The sequence below is a fragment of the Ensifer sp. ENS06 genome, assembly GCF_014852205.1.
Classification (GTDB): Bacteria; Pseudomonadota; Alphaproteobacteria; order Rhizobiales; family Rhizobiaceae; genus Ensifer; species Ensifer adhaerens.
This window is the reverse complement of record NZ_JACVBC010000001.1, coordinates 86,602-106,822: the sequence shown is the minus strand read 5'-3', so window position 1 is coordinate 106,822 and position 20,221 is coordinate 86,602. Positions and strand designations below refer to the sequence as shown.

The window sequence follows — 20,221 nt, the reverse complement described above, 5'->3', positions numbered from 1 at the left end:
AACATGCCCCTTGACCTCGCCCCTGGGGCTGACCCCAGACTACCTTCATGACCGATTCCTACTTCCTCGCAGGCCGCTTCGGCGCCGCCACACGATTGTCGCCGAAAGCACTCAGGCTTTATGCCGAGCAGGGCCTGCTGGTGCCTGCCCATGTCGATCCCGCGACTGGTTACCGCTATTACGCCGCCACGCAGGCAAGCCGCGCCAGGCTGATTGCCCGGCTGCGGCAGCTGGGGCTGCCGATCGCCCGGATCGCACGGCTGATCGATCTTCAGCCCGACGTTCGCCTCACGGAGCTGCGCGCGTGGCTGGAGGTGCAGAGCAAACGACTCGAGGATCAGCGCGAGCTGGTGGAGGCAATCATCCGGCAATCGAGCGGCGGCGACGATCCGCTGGTCAGGGCCGTTGCCGTGCGCGACGTCGCGCCTTCGAAAATCGTCTATCGCCAGCACCATGTGACGGTGGATGCGCTCGAGGCCTTCACCGAAAGCGCCGAAGCGGAGATCCGCGGCTATCTTGCGCAATCGGGCAAGAGCGACGACGGACCGATGACGCTGCATTTCCACGAGCCGGTCAATCACGACGGCAAGGGTCTCGTCGAGGTGGCGATCGGCTATGACGGCAGCCTCGAACCCACTGGTGATCTGCGCATCCGCCTTCAGCCGGCGGGACGCGAAGCGTTCCTGGCCGTGGCCGAACCGTTCGAAACCTTTCCGGCCGTGCTCCGCGTCTATGACGCGATCGAAGCCTGGTTCGAGCAAAGCGACGATCTCAGCTGCTTCGGCAGCCCTTACGAAATCTATCCCGGCAGCGGCGGTACCCGCTTCGATGTCGCCTACCCCATCGTGCGTTAACCCAATCCCCGCACGCTCCAATCACTCAAGGACCAACCGATGCAGCACTTTTCCTATGTGGGCTCCGGCCCCTATTGCTACGCCAACTCATTTGCAATGATGTTCGGCGAAGCCGCGCCCTCGACCTCGACCATTGAGCTTGCCACCGGTAGCCCCTTCGGCATGCAGATCGTCGGCGGTACCCTGCCGTTCTTCGACCCCTACGGCTGGGATCCGGAGGCCGGGTTCGACGGCGCGCTGAAGGCGCTCGGCTGGACGTCGCAGGTCAGCAGCGGCGGCGAGCCCGAGGACGCGCTTTCCCGCCTGCGCTCGGCGCTGAAGGATGGTCCCGTCTGGGTCGGCCCGGTGGAGATGGGGCATCTGAGGCACCAGCCCGGCATGACGGGACCGATCGAGGCCGATCACTATGTCGTGGTCCTCGCGATCGACGAGACGCGCGTGCTGATGCACGACCCGCAAGGATATCCCTACGCCTCCCTGCCGCTCCACGATTTCATGACGGCCTGGGGCGCCGAGACGCTGAGCTACGGCGACCCCTACACCATGCGATGGGGATTCTCTCGTGTCGCCGACGTGAGCGAGGTCGAGGCAATCCGCGCCTCGGTGCCGGCCGCGATCCACTGGCTCTCGATGACCACGGACCGGCTGGTGCCGACGGGCAGCCTTGGCAATGCCGACGCAGCCGAAGCGCTCGCCGCTCTGATCGAAGACCATTGCGACAAGAACCTGCGGGCGCACCTCGTGCACTTCGCCGTTCGTGTCGGTGCCCGCCGCGCCGGCGATGCGGCGTCCTGCCTGGCGCGGGCAGGCCTTGCCAAATCCGCCGCCATCGCCGGCGAACAGGCACGGCTGATCGGCGCGCTGCAGTATCCGCTGGTCCTGCGCAGGGATGCCGAGGCGGCCGCAAGCCTACGCCTTCTGGCACCGACCTACGACCGGCTGTTCACCACCCTGCAAGCCGGGGAGTGATCCCAAAAGCCGCGCAACTCCGGACGGAAAACCGCTTCGCACTTTTCCTGGAATTCGCTCGCTTGGCTGGCGCAACTCCGGACGGAAAACCGCTTCGCACTTTTCCTGGAATTGCTCTTAGGCGATGAGCTCCGAGAAGCTTTTCGGTCTCGCTGACTTTGCGTCGCGTACCGTCGCATAGTGGAGCCCAACGACGCCGTTGTCGTAGTGCTCGCTGCCGATCAGCTGCAGCTCGTTCTTGTCGCGAAGCCGGGCGAACCATGGTTCGCCCGGCGATACGACCGGGTAGACGAAGAAGTGGTAGCGGTCGACGAGGCCGAGGCCGATCACCGTCTGCGCCAGGTTCGCGCCGCCGGACAGATGGATATCCCGGCCGGGCTCAGCCTTCAGGTCGGTCAGGTAGCGCGAGAGCGCCGCATCATCAGGAACCACCGCCCGCTCGGCATTGTGCCAGCGGCTGATCGCCTGCTCTTCGGTGCGGGAGAACACGATCTTGCGATAGTCGTGCATACGCCCTGCCATCACCCGATTGGTCTCGCCGCCCGCCTCGTCCTTCAGCGCGCCCGGCCAGTAGCCGACCATCTCCTCATAGGTGGTGCGGCCGACCAGAACCGTGTCGTAGCCGGCGTAGAGACGGTCGATCGCCCGGTATTGTTCCTCGACCACGGTCCCCATCCAGGCAAGCGGATCGTCGAGGCGGCCATTCAGTGTCGTCATCATCTGCAGCACGATATTGCGCATGGGATCGTCTCCTCAGTGAGTTTGCTCGACGAACCGGGCCAGTTGCCCGGCAACCGTTCCCCAGCCGTCGTGAAAACCCATCTCCTCGTGCATCTTCCGGTCCGCGCCGCTCCGATGCATTACATGGGCAGCGTATTCGGTGCCGGCTGGATGATCGCTGAGGGTGATGATCGCCGTCATGAAGGCGTTTTCCGCCGGCCGCCAACCGGCAACGAGCGTGTCGGTGAAGACGATGCGCGAGAGTTCGTCGACCGCGAGAAAACAGGCGTCGATATGCGGCACGAATGCGCCGCCGCCTTCGCTGATCCGCGTCACGAAACTGCCGCCGGGCCTGAGATCCATGTCGATCACCTTGCATCTTGCCGGCTCAGGAACCCACCATTGCTCAAGCCGAGTGGGATCGCTCCAGGCGCGCCAGACTGTCGCGCGCGGCGCCTTGATGATGCGCGCCATCGTCAGGTCGAGTTCAGGATCGGGAGAGCGGATCATGGTCATTCCTCCTCGTGTTCAGTGACGAATTTTTCCAGCCGGTCGGCGCGGCCTTCCCAGAGCGCGCGCTGCGCCGAAAGCCAGCTCTCTACCGCGGCGAACTGCGCCTTCTCGATGGCGCAGGTGCGCACCCTGCCCTCCTTGTGCGTGCGGATGAGCCCGCTGCCTTCAAGGTAGTGGATGTGCTTCATGAAGGACGGCAGGGCCATGTCGAAGGGTCTGGCGAGATCGCTGATGCTCGCCGGACCGCCGCCGAGCCGCGCAAGCACCGCACGGCGGGTGGGATCGGAGAGCGCCTGAAAGATCACGTCCAATCGGTCTGAATACTGTTCCATAAGGCTAAGTATCACGCGTCAATACTTAGCGCAAGAGCTAACTATTCATCGAACGACCGCCGCCAGCGCCAGCCAATTTGTCACATGGCCGTTTTCTTGACCTCAAGCCTGGTTGAGCTTCTACAAACCCCGTCGGTTCAATCGGAAATGGGGGCCGACGTGGCTTGGGAAAACCAGATAAGGACTGACAATCCCGGGACTGGAACGGCATACGCGGGCATCGCCGAGCCCGGCGGCGCCGCAGCATCGAGCGCCGCCTGCTGGCTCGCTGGCCTGTTCACCATCGCGCCGACACCGGCAATCGTCCGCAGGGTCGCCTTCCGCACAGCAAGGAAGGGATGATCGATGTCCGGCCCTATTGCAAACACCCTGGATTCGCGCGCCTTCGGCATTCTCGCCCGCGCTCGTCTTCTGGTCGAGCGGCCTTGCCAAGCTCTTCGACTTCAACGCCAACGTCGCGATCATGGAAGGCTTCGGCCTGACGCCGGGATGGCTGTTCAATTCGATGACGTTGATCCTGCAGATCGGCGCCTCTCTGCTGATCATCCTCAACCGTTGGGTCTGGCTTGCCGCCGGGGCGCTCGCCGTCTTCACGGTGCTGACGATCCCGATCGCCCATCCTTTCTGGCTGAAGGAAGGCGAAGAGGCCTTCCGCGACATGACCGTGGCGCTGGAGCACGTCTCCGTGATCGGCGGCCTGGCGCTGGTATCGATCGTGTCGCGCAGGCGTTGAACGTCAACAATCGGCGGCTCGGCAGGACCACTCAGCCCTCGCGGCAGCGCGTGTCTGGAACGCATCGAGACCAGGGCAGCGCGGCTGCTCTGGTCTAACACCTCAGCGCTTCCGGGCGACGATGTAGGGGCGGTTGTCGTTGCTCGCCGATGCGTGATTTTCCGCCGACAGAAGCTCGAAGCCGGCGGCGACGATGTGCCGGCTGAGCTCTGCTGCGCTGAAAGTTCCCGCATAGGGCGCAGTCCGACGGCCCGCATCGCCGGCAACAGCAGGAGCCGGACGAGCGGGTTCATGTCGCCGACGCAGGGCGTCTTGGAGATGAACACTCCCCTGGAGGCAAGCAGGGTATGGATGTTGTCGAGCGTGGCGGGCAGATCGCGCACGAGATGCAGGTAGTTGAAGCCCAGCACCGCATCGAACTGCCCACGTTCGGCCGCAAGCGTTTCGGCCGTCGCGCTGCGAAAGGCGAGGTTCGGAACCAGGTCGACGGCGTACCTCTCCCGGGCAATGGCGATCATCTCGGTCGAAAAATCGGTTGCAAGGTAGTCGCGCACATCGCCCGCCAGCCGAAACGCCGTCGTTCCCGTGCCGCAACCGAGTTCGAGCACGCGGTCATCGGGCAGAAGCAAGGCGCGGGTGCGGTCGAGCGTGTGTTCATAGGCGGCCGGGTCCGCGATCGTTCCCTTGGCGTATCGCCGCGACGTCCGGTCCCAGAAGCGCGCGTCGCTCGCCAAACTCATGCTGCCTCTCCCCAGAACGCAACCGGTCCCCCGCGATGCTCGGAGCCGGTGCCACACCGGCCAGGGAAACCTGCCGAAACCCAACGGCTGCCGATACCAGCGAAGGTCCAAGAATAGCGCGGAACCGTCAACATTTGACGGAGAACGGACCCTCAATCGGCAAAGAGCCGCTCTCTCGCAGTTCAAGCCAGGCGAACCCAATCAACGGTTTCAAGCACATAGGGGGCGAAGAGAAAATCGCGGATCGCGGCGATCTCGTCCCGACGCCAATCGAGAACGACGAAATGCGCCGGTTTTTCCATGGGGCCGGCACTGTCGAAAACCAGCATGGCCGGCCGCCCTTCGATTGCGCCGAGCGCGAAACGCCACTTTGTCTCCTGCGCATAGCGGGTGAAATAGCGGCTGATGCCCTCGCGACCCTCCAGCTTCAGCCTGTTGACCAGCTCAAGTTTTACATCGTCGGCCAGCATGGCGCGGATGGCATCGAAGTCGCCGCCCTGAAAGAAGCGCACGAAACTTGCCAGTTTGTGCCGGTTCGCGTCGGACATCAGCGGCAGCCGCATATCCTCCGGGCGTTCGGTCAGGTGCCTGAGCGCCACCCTGGCGCGCTGCAGCGCCGATTTGGCCGCCGCCGGCGTACACTCGGCGATAGCGGCGATTTCCTCGATCGAATGGCCGAGCACATCCTTCAGGATCACCGCGCAGCGCTGAAGTTCCGGCAGTTGCAGGAAAGTTTGAAAGCCGATCGCAACGATGTCCGCCTCGGGCAGCGGGGCGTCTTCCATGTCATCGAGCAGGGGGACGATCTTGTGCCTGGACCGCCGGCGCAGAAAATCCAGACTGGTGTTGTGGGCGATGCGCAGCAGCCAGCCTTCGAGATTGTCCACCACCACGCCATCCGCCCGCGCCTGCACGGCCTTGATCAGCGTGTCCTGCAGCACGTCCTCACCATCCACGGCCGAGCCGGTCATGCGTGCGCAATAGCGGTGCAGCCGCGGCCGGAGTTCCCTCAAGCGATCCTCGAAGTCTTCCGTATTCATGACATCGAGTTCCATGGGGATATCTCCAGGGGCCGGTTCGGACGATAGCGTGGACTGAAGAAAATGTCCGCTGCCTGACCGATCGAAACCGGCTCCGGCAACGGACGGCCGTTCGACATCAGCTGTGATCGCTGAGGACCACCTCACCGATGACCGATTCGAGGCTCGCCAGTTCGAGGATCTGTGGGAAATAGGCCTTCATCCTGACATCGGCGCGCATCGCCTCGACGGCCGCGGGCGTCTCCCATTCCGAATAGATGATGACGCTGGTGCCATCCCTGGCAGCAATCAGCCGGCTCATCCGCCAGCCGCCGAGCGTGCGGATGACGGTGTCGATGTTGCGCTTCAACAGCGCGATCAACTGCTTCTGCTTGCCGGGTTCGACCTTCAGAACGTTGACGAGAGTGACGGGTGCAGTGGTCATGGTGCTTCTCCTTCGTTGCGGATGCACGAAAGACGAAGCGGAGAGGCGAAACGGATCGCGCGGGCGACGATTTTTTAGCGCCAGGCGATTCGGACGTCGGGGATACTCCCTTGGCAGGGGACCGCCTTCGAGGGACTCGGCAGCGGACCATCCGTTATCGGCCGGTAGCCCGCCGAACAGTGACAGACCGTTAGAGGGCAAAGCCGCTGGAAGCCGCCGCCGGCTCGCCGTCGTCGCGAACCTTCAGGATGGTGTCGATCAGGCCCCATTCCAATGCTTCTTCTGCGGTCATGAAACGGTCCCGGTCCATGGCGCGTTCGAACTCCTCGTAGGTCCGTCCGCAATGTTCCGCATAGAGGCGCGTCATGCGCTGCTTGGTGCGAAGGATCTCCTCGGCATGGATCTGCATGTCGGACGCCTGGCCCTGAAAACCGCCCGATGGCTGGTGCACGAGGATGCTGGCATTGGGCAAGGCGGCCCGTTGGCCCGGCGTGCCGGCCATCAGCAGAAACGAACCCATCGACCGTGCGGTCCCCATGCACAGTGTATGCACCGGTGCCCGGATGTAGCGCATGGTGTCGTACATGGCGAAACCGCTGGTCACCACGCCGCCCGGCGAATTGATATAGAGATGGATGGGCTTCTTCGGGTTTTCCGCTTCGAGAAGAAGCATCTGGGCGCAGACCAGCGCAGAGACCGTGTCGTTCACCTCACCGTTGAGAAAGATGATTCGCTCGCGCAGCAGGCGGGAATAGATGTCGAACGACCGCTCTCCACCGTTCGACTGCTCGACGACCATAGGGACGAGTTGCATCGCTTCGCGCATCGGCGAACTCCATTTATCCAGAGATTGAGGGGAAGCTCGCCGGTCTAGGCGGCGAGCATGAGAGTATCGTTGCTGTTCGCGGCCGTCCTGGTCACGCGACCGCCGCGAACATTCGGCAGTTCGTGGACGATCCGCAGCCGGGTGCCGCCCGAACCAATCGGGGCGATCCGGAATGTGACCGTACTTTCGAGAAAGGGAGCTTCGGTTTCGCGCAGCCTGTAGCGGACCTCTTCTCCAGGCACGACGACGGCGCCATCGGGGTCGGCCAATGCCTCTTTCGGTAGCCAGTTTTCGCGAAACGCCGGGATGCTGATTGCGCGCCAGACCTTCTGCGGCGCCTCGTCGAGTTCGTATTCCAGCTCAAGGCTGTTATCGTCCGGGGCGCTGATTTCGTGGTTCATTGGTCCATATCCTTCAGCAAGATCTTCAGAGCTTCGATGCGTGCCGGCCAGTAGGCACGGTATTTCGCGAGCCACTGCGCAATTTGCGCCAGCCCGTCCGGGTCGACTTCGTAGTTTACGAACCGACCTTGCCGCTGCTCCTTCACCAACCCGGCACTCCGCAACACGGAAATGTGCTGGGACATGGCCGGCTGGCTTATGTCCATACCTTCCCGCAAAGCGCTGGCATTCATGCTTCCGTCAGCAAGCTTCTCGAAGATGGCGCGGCGCGTGGGGTCAGCCAGGGCTCGGAATATCTCGTTCTCGATCATGCCAAACACATAAGCACGGACTTATCTCAATAACAAGTGCGCTGTTCAGCAGGAGGAGAAAAGAAAGGACGCGACTTTGCGCGCCAAACGACATTGTCACGGCGCCTCAGATCAATACCCGCCAGTAGATGGGACAAGGGTAGCGCTTAATGCGCATTGGCAATGGAAGCAGAACAAGGGGGAAATGGCGGACAGAGAGGGATTCGAACCCTCGATACGCTTTCACGTATACACGCGTTCCAGGCGTGCGCCTTCAACCACTCGGCCACCTGTCCATCCGTCAGCAGCCGATGGTCAATCCGGCTGGATGGGAAGGGCGGGGCCCTTCGGCGTCAGCCGGCTGATAACCGGCGGACGCGCGTCTATATACCGATGATTTGCCCGGGATCAACTGCTTTCTGACAGATTATTGACATCTTGTGACGCGGGCGGGTTCCCGGTTCCCATTGTGCACTCCGGGCAAGGGGCTTATCTCTTGCGTCAGGGCGTGTCCGATGCGTCCGGCCCGTCTCGGCCACATCCTCCGGCATGCCAGATTGCCGCATATTTTCATTGTCGGGCCTTGTCCGAGGCACGGGCGATCGGAGAAGATGCGGCAGGGCGACGCGCCGAGCCGATGACCGGTGCCAGCCAGCGAATTGAAGGGAATGCCGTCCGATGCGATTTCTACTGAGGCTGGCGAGCGCCGTCGTGTTGTTTGCCGCCGTGCTTGCCGGTGCCGTCGACGCGATCCAGTCGGTCGCAGCATCGGAACTGGTCATGACGTCGCTCGGCGACGACCTGGAAGCGCTTGGCGCCGACACGGCAAGCTGGGTCCAGTTTGCACAACGTTCCGATACCGCACCGACGATCTGGCACGGGATGCTGCATTGGCTGCTGCAACAGCCGGCCTTTGCGGTGCTGGCGCTGATCGCCCTCGTGCTATGGATGGTCGGATACAAGAAGCGGCCGGCGGCCGGACGATTCGCCGCCTGACGCATTGCAGGCGGCCTTCGCATCGAAAGGAGTGTGCTGATGTTCCTGATCGACATGTTCAACAAGAAAACGATCATGCCGGACGCGCAGACGGCGCTGCCGGGCCGTGACGCCGCGATCCCGACGGCCGAGACACATTTCGTTTCCGGCCGGCCGTTGAAAGGCCCCTACCCCGACGGCACCAAGAGCATCCTTCTGGGCATGGGCTGCTTCTGGGGCGCCGAACGATTGCTGTGGAACATCCCCGGCGTCTACGTGACGGCGGTCGGCTATGCCGGCGGGCTGACGCCGAACCCGACCTACCAGGAAACGACGACAGGGCTTACCGGCCATGCCGAAGTGGTCCTGGTCGTCTATGATCCGGAAAAGGTGAAGCTCGCGAGCCTGCTCAGGACCTTCTTCGAGGGACACGACCCGACGCAGGGCATGCGCCAGGGCAACGATATCGGCACTACCTACCGCTCGGCGATCTATGCCTATGACGACGAGCAGTTGGCGCACGCCAAGGCCGCGCGCACGACTTTCCAGACGGCGCTGAAGCACGCCAATCACGGCGGCAGGGTGACGACCGAGATCGGCATGGCGGGACCGTTCTATTTCGCCGAGGACTACCACCAGCAATATCTGGCGAAGAACCCCAGCGGCTATTGCGGCCTGCGCGGCACCGGCGTCAGCTGCCCGATCGGCCACTAGACGCATACCCCGCGGATGGCATCCCGCGCGCGGTCGCGATACCCACAACCCTGAGGCCGCGCCGGACCGACCGGGACACCTTGTCGTCATCTCAAAAAATGCAACAGAACCGGTGCCTTACGAGTGCCGGTATCCGTGGCTTCAATTTTTACCATCTGAAAAATTTTGAGTGTTTTTTTGCCGTGACCGTGCAAGGATGCGCCACCCTAGCCCCAAGGAGAAGGGGGTGGGTTCCGCAGACAGGCTTCCGTCAGGGAGCCGGCGGGAGGACCCAATAAGATCAATAGCGACAACAGGGCTGCACGATGAAAAAAACAATTCTCGGTCTTTTTGCCTTTTCGATGATGTCCGCCACGGCACTGGCCGCCGACATCAAGCCGGCGATCATCTACGATCTCGGCGGCAAGTTCGACAAATCCTTCAACGAGGCTGCCTTTAACGGCGCCGAGAAGTTCAAGACGGAATCGGGCGTCGAATACCGCGAGTTCGAAATCGCCAACGATGCCCAGCGCGAACAGGCGCTGCGCCGCTTCGCCAGCGACGGCAACAGCCCGATCGTCATGGCCGGCTTCAACTGGGCGGCTTCGCTCGAGAAGATCGCGCCGGAATATCCGGATATCAAGTTCGCGATCATCGACATGGTCGTCGAGAAGCCGAACGTCAAGTCGGTCGTCTTCAAGGAACAGGAAGGCTCCTACCTCGTCGGCGTTCTCGCCGGTCTCGCTTCCAAGTCGAAGACCGTCAGCTTCGTCGGCGGCATGGACGTTCCGCTGATCCACAAGTTCGCCTGTGGCTACGTTGGCGGCGCCAAGTCGACCGGCGCTGACGTCAAGGTTCTGGAAGCCTACACCGGCACGACGCCGGACGCCTGGAACGACCCGGTCAAGGGCGGCGAAATCGCCAAGTCCCAGATCGACCAGGGCTCGGATGTCGTCTACCACGCAGCCGGCGGCACCGGTGTCGGCGTTCTGCAGGCAGCCGCAGATGCGGGCAAGCTCGGCATCGGCGTCGATAGCAACCAGAACGCCCTGCAGCCGGGCAAGGTCCTGACCTCGATGCTGAAGCGCGTCGACGTCGCCGTCTACGAAGCCTTCACGGCAGCCAAGAACGACAAGTTCGAATTCGGCATTTCCAACCTCGGCCTCAAGGAAGACGGCGTCGGCTACGCGCTCGACGACAACAACAAGGCGCTGATCACGCCCGAGATGCTCGACGCGGTGGAAAAGGTGAAAGCCGAAATCATTGCCGGCAAGGTCCAGGTCCACGACTACATGAGCGACGAGTCCTGCCCTTACTAAGAGCAGCGCTTGCGTCATGAAAAAGGCCGCCGGTTCATTGGACCGGCGGCCATTTTTTTGCTTGTCCTGACGTGAGCGCGGCGATCAGTAATGCGGCGGCTTCGTGATTGCCGGCGCGTCGAGAGACTGCTCTTCGAGCGTCAGGAACCTTTCTGTCAGCCGGTCGAGCTTGGCGCGCGCCTGCTCGACCACCTTCCATTGCTCGGCAAGCTGATCGGAAAGCTCCTCGATGGTCTTGGCTTGATGGGCCACGGTCTCCTCGAGGCGGGTGATCCGTTCGTCGGTGTTGCTCATTCTTGCAAACTCCATGGGCGCGCGGCGCCGTTTGCCGGCAGATTGGCCACAACCGGCCTTGTGTCAAGCAAGGCCTTATGCCTTCGCCGCCACACGCAGCGAGAACCCGGGATCCCTAGCCGAAAGACGCTTGTGCAGGTGCACCATCAGGCCGGCAGCAAAGAGCGGCGTCAAAAGGTTGACGAAGGGCACAGCCAGGAAGCCCGCGAGCAGTAGACCCGCGAGAAAGACGGTCGAGCGGTGCTTTTCCCGGAAGAGCCGCGCTTCCGCCGGCGCGCGATAGCGCATCGCCGCAAACTCGAAGAATTCGCGACCGAGCAGATAACCGTTGACCAGGAAGAAGGCGACGAGATTGACGCCCGGAACGAGCAGCAGCACCAGCGCCAAGAGGTTGCCGAGGATCACGACGCCCAGGAACTTCAGTGAGCCGGCGACCGCCTCGCCGAGCGGCAGCGGCCGTCCCGGGGGCTCGTTCGGATAGTCACGCTTCTCGATGACGTCGGCGACGTCGTCGAGGAAGAAGCCGGCGATCAGTGCGGTGACGGGCGCAAGAAGCAGGGCGAGCGCCAGGGCCAGGCCAAGGCTTGCGAAGATGCCTAGCACGAAGGTCAGCCAGCCGGCCCAGACGGGCGTGCCCGGCATCAGCGTGTCGATCCAGGGCAAGGCGAGCCAGATGAACACTTCGCGCACCGCAAACCACAGGGCGACAAGCGCAAGGATCGTCAGGCCCAGCACCTTCCAGAAGACCGATCGGGTCTCGGGTGCAAACAGATTGGCAAGCGACAGTCGCGCCGCGTCCAGGATCATCATCGCTCTCCAGCATGGGCCAAGGTTCGATGGTGCATGTAGGCAGAGGCGCTACCGGCGACAAGATAGTCCCGGCAGGCACCCGTCTTTATGCAAGATTCATGCGCCTCGTCTAAGGGAAGCATGGAAAACGCCGGGAGCGGCGATATTGTAGACATACGGGATGCCGGCAGCAGCGCTCCGCGGAGGATGACATGACAGAACAAAAGACACTCGCCAGCCTTTCGGTGCTGGTGCAGAGCGGCAAGCTGGATCCGGTGGAGCTCGCCAAGGAAACCTATGCGGCGATCGACGCACACGGCGATTACGCCATCTTTGTCGAGCTGACGCCGGAGCGCGCGACGCGGGATGCGGAGGCTGCCTCGAAGCGTCTGAGGGCCGGGCGGTCGCTCGGTCTGCTCGACGGCCTGCCGGTCGCCTGGAAGGACCTGTTCGACACCGCCGGCAACGTTACGACCGCCGGCTCGGCCGTGCTTCGGACGAACGCGCCGGCAACGAGCGACGCGCCTGTGGTCGCCGCCGTTTCCGCCGCCGGCATGGTCAGTGTCGGTCGCACCAACCTTAGTGAATTCGCCTTCTCCGGCCTTGGCCTCAACCCGCACTACGGCACGCCGCGCAACCCGGCGGCCACCGACGTCGAGCGCATTCCCGGCGGCTCGTCGTCGGGCTCGGCGGTCGCGGTTGCGGCCGGACTGGTGCCGGCGGCCATCGGTACCGACACCGGCGGATCTGTCCGCATTCCCGCAGCCTTCACCGGCATCGTCGGCTACAAGGCGACGCGCGGCCGCTATGCGATGAAGGGCATTTTTCCGCTGGCTGAAAGCCTCGATTCGCTCGGGCCACTCTGCCACACGGTACAGGATGCCGTCTGGGTGGACGCCGCCATGCACGGGCTGACGGCGCCGACCGTGCGCCGCGCCGACCTCTCGAGCATCGCGCTGGTGATCCCGGAAACAGTGGTGTTCGACGATGCGGAGCCGGAAGTCGTCGAGGCCTTCGAGGACGCGATCAAGCGGCTCGAGAGGGCGGGCGTTGCCGTCAGCCGCCGCGCTTTTCCATCCTTCTCGGCCGTGTTCGGGCTGATGGCCCGCCACGGCGCCCTGGTGACGGCGGAGGCCTATGCGCTGCACCGCGAGCGTCTGGCCGGGCCCGAGGCCAACGCGATGGATCCACGCGTCGTCGCCCGCACGCGGCTCGGCGAGAAGATCTCCATGCCCGACTACATCGCGCTCCTCGACGCGCGCGACCAGCTGATCCACGAGACGGTCGAAAGTCTGAAGCCGAACGAACTCATCGCCCACCCGACGCTGCCCCATGTCGCCCCGCCGATCGCGCCGCTTCTCGAAGACGACGAGCTGTTCTTCAAGATCAACGGCAAGACGCTGCGCAACACCTCGATCGGCAACTTCCTGGATTTCTGCGGCATCTCCATTCCTTGCGGGCTCGGGGCGGCGGAAATGCCGGTCGGCTTCCAGCTTGCGGCCCCGCATCACCAGGACGACCGGCTGCTTTCGGTGGCGCTTTCGGCCGAGGCGATCATCCGGGGTGAGGCATGATCGTCTGTTTCGATATCGGCGGCTCTGCAATCAAAGGCGCGATCGTGCATTCGCGCGACCGGATCTTTCCGTTGCCGCGCCGAACCACGCCGCTTACCAATTTCCGCCAGTTCGTGCAGGCGCTCGAATCGGTTCTGGACGAAGCGGGCGGACACCCGGACTGCGTGGCGATCTCGATCACCGGCGTGATCGATCCCGAGACGCGGCGCATCAAATGCGCCAACATTCCCTGCATCGACGGGCTCGAACTGGTTGCTGAACTCGAGGCGGCGCTGCATCTGCCGGTAAAGATCGCCAATGACGCCGACTGTTTTGCGCTGGCCGAGGCCGGAGCGGGTGCAGGGCGCGGTCATCGCATCGTCTTTGGTGCCATCCTCGGCACCGGGGTCGGCGGCGGCCTTGTCATCGACGGCCGGCTGATCAATGCCGATGGCGGATTCGCCGGCGAATGGGGCCATGGCCCGGCGATCGCGTCGGAGGCCGGGGATCCACCAATGGCGATTCCCGCCTACGCCTGCGGCTGCGGCCAGAAGCGCTGCGTCGATACCGTCGGCGGCGCCCGCGGGCTGGAACGGCTGCACCAGACCGCTCAGGGCAAGACGCTTTCGAGCCAAGAGATCATCGAGGCCTGGAAGGTTGGCGACGCCGAGGCGAAACGCACGGTCGACCTGCTCGTCGATCTCGTCAGCTCACCGCTGGCGCTCGTCGTCAACATCACGGGTGCGACGATCGTGCCCGTCGGCGGCGGCCTTTCCAATGCCGAGGAACTGCTCGCCGAGATCGACAAGGCGGTGCGTAGCCGGATTCTGCGGCGGTTCGACCGGCCGTTGGTTGTACGCGGCGAATGCCGGATCGAGCCCGGCCTCATTGGCGCGGCGCTGCTCGGGCTTTCAGGAGACAAGGCATGAGCGACATCAAACTCGAAGTCTGCGTCGACGATGCCGACGGACTTTACGCGGCCATCGAAGGCGGCGCCGACCGGATCGAGCTTTGCGCCGCCCTTTCCGTCGGTGGCCTCACGCCCAATCCCGGCCTTATGGCGCTGGCTGGCCCGCCACGAGTGCCCGTCTACGCGATGATCCGGCCGCGGCCCGGCGACTTCATTTTCTCAACCGCTGACCTCGACGCGATGCGCCGCGATATCGACGCGGTACGGGATGCCGGTCTGGCCGGCGTCGTGCTCGGCGCCTCGCTTGCCGATGGCCGGCTCGACACATCGATGCTCACCAAGCTCAGCGGCCATGCAGCCGGACTCGGCATGACGCTGCACCGGGCCTTCGACCTCGTCCCGGATTTCGCCGAGGCGATGGAAATCGCAGTCGACCTTGGCTTCGAGCGCATTCTCACCTCAGGCGGGGCCAGGAGCGCGCCGCAGGCGATCGACCGCCTTAGCGAAATCATCGGCCTTGCCAAGGCCAGGCTGTCGATCATGCCGGGATCCGGCGTCACGCTGAAGACGGTCGACGCTCTGCTCGATCACCTCACGGTCAGCGAAGTGCACTCCTCCTGCTCGATTGGTGAGCCGGCTCAGGATCCACGCTTGGTCGATATGGGGTTCGTTTCTTCCGATCGGCGCCGCACCGATCCGGAGACGGTGCGGGCGATGAAGGCGAAGCTTGCGGCCCGCAGCCCGCGCTGATCGGCGCCTTTCCTTCCCTCAAAGGAAAGACCCGGAGAGCGGAGCGCTTTCCGGGTCTTCTTGTCAAATCTTCTCGTAAGCGGCAATCAGGCTGCGTAGACCTGGTCGCCGCCAATCCAGGTGGAGCCCATGCCGAGTTCAGGCGTGAGCAACACGAAATCGGCGTCCGCTCCGGGCTTCAGCCGTCCCTTGTGAGTGGCAAGCCCCATGGCATCGGCCGGATAGGCGGACGCCATGCGAAGGGCTTCCTCGACCGGGAGGCCAAGCTTCTCGTGCACGAAGCGCACCGAAGACAGCATGTCGATGTCGGCGCCGGCAAGCGTGCCGTCGGCAAGCGTCAAGCGGCCACCTTCGCGCAGGATTTCGCGGCCATTGAGCTGGAAGCTCTTCATGTCGGTGCCGATCGGCGACATCGCGTCGGTGACGAGAAAGATCTGCCCCGGCCCCACCTTGGCGCGCAGCGCCACGCCCATCGACGCCGGCTCGACGTGATAGCCGTCGGCAATCAGGCCCGCATGCAGCGTGCCGGTGGCAAGCGCAGCACCGACCACGCCCGGCTCGCGATGGCCGAGACCGCTCATGGCATTGAAGAGGTGAGTGACGGTACGTGCACCCGCCTTGGCGTAGGCGACCGCAGTTTCATAGCCGACATCCGTGTGGCCGAGGCTGACGACGGCACCGGCATCGGCGAGCGCCTTTACCTGCTCCCTGGTGGCGTTTTCCGGCGCCACAGTCACCATCAGGACACCGAGCGCCTTGGCGCAATCGAGCATTTCGGCGAGATCGGCATCGTCCATCGACCGGATCAGTTTCGGATCATGAGCACCCTTGCGCGCGACCGAAAGATGCGGGCCTTCGAGATGCAGCCCGAGGAAACCGGGCACACCGGCCGCCTTTGCCTCAAGGCCGGCCTTGATGGTGGCGCTTCGGATTTCGCGCGTATCGGTGATCAGCGTCGGCAGAAGCGCCGTGGTGCCGAACTTGGCATGGGCCGAGCAGATCTGCCGGATGCCTTCGACGGTCGGCTCCTCGTTCAGAAGCGCACCACCGCCGCCGTTGACCTGCAGGTCGATGAAACCCGGCACCAGCAGCATGCCGTGGGCATCGATCCGTTCGGCGCCGGCGGGAATGTCGGCCGACGCCACGATCGCCTTGACGCGACCAGCTTCGATGACGAGGGCGCAGCCGTCGTGCCATTCGACGCCGTCGAACAGGCGGGCGCCGGTGATTGCCTTCCTCTCGCTCATCTCGTCTCCGTTACCTTCTTGAGGCTTGCCGGCGCATCGGGATTGAGACCGCGCGAACGCGACCAGGCCTCGACGAAACCGTAGAACGGCAGGATCAGCGTCAGCGCGTCGGTGATCGGGTGACCGGTCTCGACGAACGGCAGGCGCTTGGCCTTGGCGGCGAGGTTCGAGGTAGCATGAACCACCGCGCCCTTTTCCGCCATACCGTCGGCAATGCCGGCAACCGACGTCTCGGCCGCATCACGGGCTGCAAGCGTCAGCACCGGGAACTTGGCGCCGACGAGCGCCACCGGTCCGTGCAGCACTTCGGCCGCCGAATAGGCTTCCGCATGCATGCCGGAGGTTTCCTTGAACTTCAGCGCCGCTTCGCTGGCGATGGCGAGCGCCGGGCCGCGGCCAAGCACATAGAGCGATTCGGCTTCGCCGAGATCGTCGGCAAAGGCCTGCCAGTCGAGCTTCACGGCCTTGGCAAACTGGTTCGGCAGGTCGGCGACCGCGCGCTGAAGTGCAGCGTCGCCGGTCCATTCGCCGAGCACGGCAAGGCCGGCGACGATCGAATTGACGTATGACTTCGTGGCGGCAACGGCGATTTCCGGACCGGCCCAGATGTCGAGCGGGTTGGTGCAGGCCTCTGAAATCGGCGACGGCAGCGTGTTGGTGAGCGCGATCGAGACCGCGCCGGCATCGGTCGCAGCCTTTGCCATGGCGACGATATCCGGGCTCTTGCCCGACTGCGAAATCGCGATCGCCGCGGCACCGCCGAGCTTCAGCTTGGCACCGTAGATCGAGGCGAGCGACGGGCCGAGCGAAGCGACGGGCACGCCGGCTTGCAGCTCGATCGCATATTTGAGGAACAGCGCCGCATGGTCGGAGGAGCCGCGGGCGATAGTGACGAGGAAGGCCGGATCCTTGGCGCGCAGTGCGGCGCCGGCCGCCTTGAGCTGGTCGGCGGAGCGTTCCAGCAGACGCTGGGCGGCTTCGGGGATCTCGTCGATTTCTCGGCGCATATTGGTCTGCATGGTCAATTCCCTTTCTTGGCGGAGCCGTCGCTTTTAGGATTCCGACAGCGTCAGTTCCGCGACAAAGTCATAGGCATCGCCCCGGTAGAGCGAGCGGGTGAATTCGACGACGCGTCCCGATGCGAGATAGGAGACACGTTCGATGGAAAGGCCGGCCGAACCGACGGCGACGCCGAGCATCGAGGCATCCGGATCCTTGATGTTGCAAGCGGAGATGCGCTGCACGGCGCGAACCGGTCGCGAGCGGGTCTTGTCGAGCGCAGTATAGAGCGACGAGGTGACGGCCTGCGGGTCCGGCAGGAACTCCGCCGAAATGCTGGCGCGCTCGATGGCAAGCGGCATGTCGTCGGCGATGCGCAGGCGCCCGAGCCGGGCAACCAGCGCGTCGGCCGGAAGGCCGAGCGCCATCATCTCATCCGGAGAGGGGTGAAACAGGCCGCGCTCCAGCCAACGGGCGTGGGTGTTCAGGCCGCGGCGCGCCATGTCTTCCGTGAACGAGGTTAGCCGCGAGAGCGACTGCTGCACTTTGGAGACCGGCTTGACGACGAAGGTGCCGGAGCCGTGGCGGCGAACCAGCAGGCCGTCGCGCACGAGATCGTCCACCGCCTTGCGCACGGTGACGCGGCTGATGTTGGCGTAGTCGGCAAGATCACGCTCGGGCGGCAGAGCGTCGCCGTGGTTCAACTTGCCCGACTGGATCGCGTCTTCGAGCGATTGCCGAAGCTTGAGATAGAGCGGCCCCGACCCTCCGGACTGCAGGCCCTCGAGCGGCAGAATGGAAGCGAGCTGGTGCGTCATGCGCCTGCCCTCGCCTGGGTGCCGAAACGCTGGGCGGCAACGGCGACCGATCCGGTCAGCGCGTCGGCTTCCGCCTCGACGAGCAAGGCCTGATGCCGATCGGCAAGCCAGGGGCGATAGAGCGGCGCCAATCCGCCGAGAAGGCACAATCTTTCGCAGCCTCTTGCGACGACGACGTCAAGCGCCTCGTCCACTGTGAGGGCAGCGGCTTTCAGGATGCGCACGGCAACCGGGTCGCCGGATGCGGCGCCTTCGAAAACACGCGGCGCATAGCGGCCGAATTCTCCGGGCTTGGCGAGGCGGGCGAAATCGACGACGTCGCGCGCCTCGTTGTTGAATTCGACAAGGACGCTGTCGGTGACCGCCGAGGCTTCATGAATATTGTCGAAGGCAAGCAGGCTTTCCTGCAGAAGCGCATGGCCGATGCGTGCACCGCTGCCATGGTCGCCGATGGTGAAGCCCCAGCCGCCGACATAGCTGACGGTTTCGCCCTGGCGAAGGATATAGATGCTGCCGGTACCGAGAATGGCGACTGCACCGTCACGATTGCCGAGCGCGCCCTGAAGGGCAATCAAGCCATCGGATTCGATATCGGCTGCGGCGAACGGCAGGCGGCGCTTAACATAATGCACGGCGTCGCCGACATTGTGCCCGGCGACACCGACGATCGCCTTGGCAGCGGTTATGCCCTGGGGATCAAGGCCCGCTTCCATAAAGGCGGCGCGTGCGGCCTCACCGATATTGGCAAGCGCGGTTTCCGGGTCTGTCAGGATATTGGCCGCGCCCGCCTTGCCGCGCCCGAGAATGCGCCCGTCCGCCGATGCCACGGCAGCCCGGCAGCTCGTTCCGCCGCCATCGATTCCGATCAGGTAATTTGTCATGAGTACCTCCGCCCATTGAGGATACCAAAAAAATACCAATAACCAAGCCTGAATCCGTCTGCAGTTTCGTTTTCGTTGCAATACGTTGAAATTCAAGAGCTAATTTAGCTGTTTAGTTTTTTAAGACGTCAAAACTTAAATTCTGCTGGACAATTGGTATTTTTTTGGCATTAATTTGACCAAGAGGAGATACAACCCATGCCGTCAGCCAAGACCGAAGAGCGCCACGACAACGCCAAGGGCCTGGATCTTATGCATCCGGCGCTGGCGCTCCGGCTGCTCGCGTCCGGCCAGCAGGCAGCCGCCAAGGCCGTCGACGCGGCGATCGAGTCGATTGCGGCTGCCGCATCGCTCGCGGCGGAATCCCTCGCATCCGGCCGGCGTCTCGCCTATGCGGGCGCTGGCAGTTCCGGCCTGATGGCCATGGCCGATGCGCTCGAACTGCCCGGCACCTACGGCATTCCCCAGGACCAGATCGTCGTTCTGCTTGCCGGCGGCACCGCCAGCCTGAGCGACCTTGCGGGCGGCTATGAAGACGACATGGACCTTGCCCGCAACGACGTCCGCAAGGCCGGCATCGGCGCGGGCGACTGCCTTGTTTCTGTTTCCGCCAGCGGCTCCACCCCTTACGCGCTCGCCGCGGCCGACGAGGCCCGCAAGCTCGGCGCCAAGGTGATCGCTGTCGCCAACAATCCTGGTGCGGCGCTGTTCAAGGACGCCGACGTTTCGATCCTTCTGCAGACGCCGCCGGAAGTGGTTTCCGGTTCGACGCGCATGGGCGCCGGTACCGCGCAGAAGATCGCCTTCAACATGTTCTCGACGCTGGTCGGCATTCAACTCGGGCACGTCCTCGACGGCCACATGGTCAACCTGCGCGCCGACAATATCAAGCTGCACGGCCGCGCAATCCGCATCGTTACCGACATTACCGGCATCAGCGCTGGCGAGGCCGGCCGGCTGATCAACATGGCCTCCGGCTCGGTCAAGGTCGCAATCCTTCTCGCCTCTGGCGCGAAGGACGTTGCGGTCGCGGAGGCGGCACTGAAAGAGGCCAGACAGAACCTGCGCCGGGCGATCGATATCGTCACGGCCTGACATAAGCCTGGGATTCAAACCGCGCCAAAACGGCGCAACATAAGAGGGAGAAGCTG

General features: G+C 63.9%; 24 protein-coding genes, 1 tRNA gene and 1 pseudogene. 10 read left to right on the top strand and 16 right to left on the bottom strand.

Going from position 1 to position 20,221, the window contains the following annotated elements; genetic code table 11:
- Positions 1-47 precede the first annotated feature (47 nt).
- Positions 48-854 carry a MerR family transcriptional regulator gene (locus tag IB279_RS00530; protein WP_112976979.1) on the top strand — a complete coding sequence of 269 codons (807 nt, stop codon included), beginning with the start codon at positions 48-50 and terminating at the stop codon, positions 852-854.
- A gap of 39 nt (positions 855-893) precedes the next feature.
- Complete coding sequence (locus IB279_RS00525) at positions 894-1,823, top strand: hypothetical protein (RefSeq protein WP_060519497.1); 930 nt, start codon at positions 894-896, stop codon at positions 1,821-1,823.
- Between the two features lie 117 nt (positions 1,824-1,940).
- Here IB279_RS00525 and IB279_RS00520 read toward each other — a convergent pair whose 3' ends face one another.
- From IB279_RS00520 to IB279_RS00510, 3 genes are read right to left on the bottom strand one after another with little or no spacing between them, the layout of a single operon-like run.
- Positions 1,941-2,564, bottom strand: coding sequence for a dihydrofolate reductase family protein (locus tag IB279_RS00520; protein ID WP_113186902.1), 624 nt, complete (start codon positions 2,562-2,564; stop codon positions 1,941-1,943).
- Between the two features lie 12 nt (positions 2,565-2,576).
- Positions 2,577-3,053, bottom strand: coding sequence for an SRPBCC family protein (locus IB279_RS00515; protein ID WP_060519493.1), 477 nt, complete (start codon positions 3,051-3,053; stop codon positions 2,577-2,579).
- Between the two features lie 2 nt (positions 3,054-3,055).
- A complete protein-coding gene (locus IB279_RS00510) occupies positions 3,056-3,388 on the bottom strand; it encodes a helix-turn-helix transcriptional regulator (protein WP_113186903.1) in 333 nt (110 codons plus the stop codon).
- 358 nt (positions 3,389-3,746) lie between these two features.
- On the opposite strand from IB279_RS00510, the gene IB279_RS00505 reads away from it, so the two are divergent.
- Positions 3,747-4,121, top strand: a complete 375-nt coding sequence (locus tag IB279_RS00505; RefSeq protein ID WP_246801833.1) for a DoxX family protein — start codon at positions 3,747-3,749, stop codon at positions 4,119-4,121.
- A gap of 102 nt (positions 4,122-4,223) precedes the next feature.
- Here IB279_RS00505 and IB279_RS00500 read toward each other — a convergent pair.
- The 7 genes and pseudogenes from IB279_RS00500 to IB279_RS00470 all read right to left on the bottom strand — a co-directional run bounded on the left by IB279_RS00500 (position 4,224) and on the right by IB279_RS00470 (position 8,138).
- A pseudogene (locus IB279_RS00500) lies at positions 4,224-4,861 on the bottom strand (class I SAM-dependent methyltransferase).
- A 182-nt stretch (positions 4,862-5,043) separates the two neighbouring features.
- On the bottom strand, positions 5,044-5,916 hold the full coding sequence (locus IB279_RS00495) for a sigma-70 family RNA polymerase sigma factor (RefSeq protein ID WP_112770702.1): 873 nt from the start codon (positions 5,914-5,916) through the stop codon (positions 5,044-5,046).
- Positions 5,917-6,019: 103 nt separating this feature from the next.
- Positions 6,020-6,325 (bottom strand): putative quinol monooxygenase, encoded by a 306-nt coding sequence (locus IB279_RS00490; RefSeq protein WP_192338918.1) that lies wholly within the window; start codon positions 6,323-6,325, stop codon positions 6,020-6,022.
- A 190-nt stretch (positions 6,326-6,515) separates the two neighbouring features.
- Entirely contained in the window at positions 6,516-7,151 is a 636-nt protein-coding gene (locus IB279_RS00485) for an ATP-dependent Clp protease proteolytic subunit (protein WP_112770704.1), read from the bottom strand.
- A 44-nt stretch (positions 7,152-7,195) separates the two neighbouring features.
- Entirely contained in the window at positions 7,196-7,552 is a 357-nt protein-coding gene (locus IB279_RS00480; RefSeq protein WP_034804820.1) for an SRPBCC domain-containing protein, read from the bottom strand.
- Positions 7,549-7,863, bottom strand: coding sequence for a helix-turn-helix transcriptional regulator (locus IB279_RS00475; protein WP_034804822.1), 315 nt, complete (start codon positions 7,861-7,863; stop codon positions 7,549-7,551). Before IB279_RS00475 ends, IB279_RS00480 begins: the two co-directional genes overlap by 4 nt.
- Before the next feature lie 185 nt (positions 7,864-8,048).
- Positions 8,049-8,138: transfer RNA gene (locus IB279_RS00470), tRNA-Ser, on the bottom strand.
- Between the two features lie 382 nt (positions 8,139-8,520).
- On the opposite strand from IB279_RS00470, the gene IB279_RS00465 reads away from it, so the two are divergent.
- From IB279_RS00465 to IB279_RS00455, 3 genes are all read left to right on the top strand, one after another.
- Positions 8,521-8,838: a membrane protein gene (locus IB279_RS00465; RefSeq protein ID WP_034804825.1), complete on the top strand. Its 318-nt coding sequence runs from the start codon at positions 8,521-8,523 to the stop codon at positions 8,836-8,838.
- Between the two features lie 39 nt (positions 8,839-8,877).
- Positions 8,878-9,531 (top strand): peptide-methionine (S)-S-oxide reductase MsrA, encoded by a 654-nt coding sequence (gene msrA, locus IB279_RS00460; RefSeq protein WP_112770705.1) that lies wholly within the window; start codon positions 8,878-8,880, stop codon positions 9,529-9,531.
- A 305-nt stretch (positions 9,532-9,836) separates the two neighbouring features.
- Entirely contained in the window at positions 9,837-10,829 is a 993-nt protein-coding gene (locus IB279_RS00455) for a BMP family protein (RefSeq protein WP_034804831.1), read from the top strand.
- An 84-nt stretch (positions 10,830-10,913) separates the two neighbouring features.
- On the opposite strand, the gene IB279_RS00450 is transcribed toward IB279_RS00455, so the two are convergent.
- Both IB279_RS00450 and IB279_RS00445 read right to left on the bottom strand, forming a co-directional pair.
- Complete coding sequence (locus tag IB279_RS00450; protein ID WP_034804834.1) at positions 10,914-11,123, bottom strand: SlyX family protein; 210 nt, start codon at positions 11,121-11,123, stop codon at positions 10,914-10,916.
- A 75-nt stretch (positions 11,124-11,198) separates the two neighbouring features.
- Positions 11,199-11,930 carry a sulfate transporter family protein gene (locus IB279_RS00445; RefSeq protein WP_034804837.1) on the bottom strand — a complete coding sequence of 244 codons (732 nt, stop codon included), beginning with the start codon at positions 11,928-11,930 and terminating at the stop codon, positions 11,199-11,201.
- A 194-nt stretch (positions 11,931-12,124) separates the two neighbouring features.
- On the opposite strand from IB279_RS00445, the gene IB279_RS00440 reads away from it, so the two are divergent.
- From IB279_RS00440 to IB279_RS00430, 3 genes are read left to right on the top strand one after another with little or no spacing between them, the layout of a single operon-like run.
- Positions 12,125-13,486 carry an amidase gene (locus tag IB279_RS00440; RefSeq protein ID WP_192338916.1) on the top strand — a complete coding sequence of 454 codons (1,362 nt, stop codon included), beginning with the start codon at positions 12,125-12,127 and terminating at the stop codon, positions 13,484-13,486.
- Positions 13,483-14,394: an ROK family protein gene (locus IB279_RS00435; RefSeq protein ID WP_112770707.1), complete on the top strand. Its 912-nt coding sequence runs from the start codon at positions 13,483-13,485 to the stop codon at positions 14,392-14,394. Before IB279_RS00440 ends, IB279_RS00435 begins: the two co-directional genes overlap by 4 nt.
- Positions 14,391-15,125: a copper homeostasis protein CutC gene (locus IB279_RS00430; RefSeq protein ID WP_089043082.1), complete on the top strand. Its 735-nt coding sequence runs from the start codon at positions 14,391-14,393 to the stop codon at positions 15,123-15,125. The genes IB279_RS00435 and IB279_RS00430 overlap by 4 nt, the downstream gene beginning before the upstream one ends.
- 86 nt (positions 15,126-15,211) lie before the next feature.
- On the opposite strand, the gene nagA is transcribed toward IB279_RS00430, so the two are convergent.
- From nagA to IB279_RS00410, 4 genes are read right to left on the bottom strand one after another with little or no spacing between them, the layout of a single operon-like run.
- Positions 15,212-16,372 (bottom strand): N-acetylglucosamine-6-phosphate deacetylase, encoded by a 1,161-nt coding sequence (nagA, locus tag IB279_RS00425; protein WP_060519466.1) that lies wholly within the window; start codon positions 16,370-16,372, stop codon positions 15,212-15,214.
- Entirely contained in the window at positions 16,369-17,391 is a 1,023-nt protein-coding gene (locus IB279_RS00420; protein ID WP_192338914.1) for an SIS domain-containing protein, read from the bottom strand. The genes nagA and IB279_RS00420 overlap by 4 nt, the downstream gene beginning before the upstream one ends.
- 33 nt (positions 17,392-17,424) lie before the next feature.
- Positions 17,425-18,189, bottom strand: a complete 765-nt coding sequence (locus IB279_RS00415) for a GntR family transcriptional regulator (protein WP_034804855.1) — start codon at positions 18,187-18,189, stop codon at positions 17,425-17,427.
- Positions 18,186-19,070: an N-acetylglucosamine kinase gene (locus tag IB279_RS00410; protein WP_112770708.1), complete on the bottom strand. Its 885-nt coding sequence runs from the start codon at positions 19,068-19,070 to the stop codon at positions 18,186-18,188. The genes IB279_RS00415 and IB279_RS00410 overlap by 4 nt, the downstream gene beginning before the upstream one ends.
- Before the next feature lie 198 nt (positions 19,071-19,268).
- Between IB279_RS00410 and IB279_RS00405 the strand changes: the two genes are divergently transcribed.
- Positions 19,269-20,165 (top strand): N-acetylmuramic acid 6-phosphate etherase, encoded by an 897-nt coding sequence (locus IB279_RS00405; protein WP_060519462.1) that lies wholly within the window; start codon positions 19,269-19,271, stop codon positions 20,163-20,165.
- The last annotated feature ends 56 nt before the right edge of the window (positions 20,166-20,221 follow it).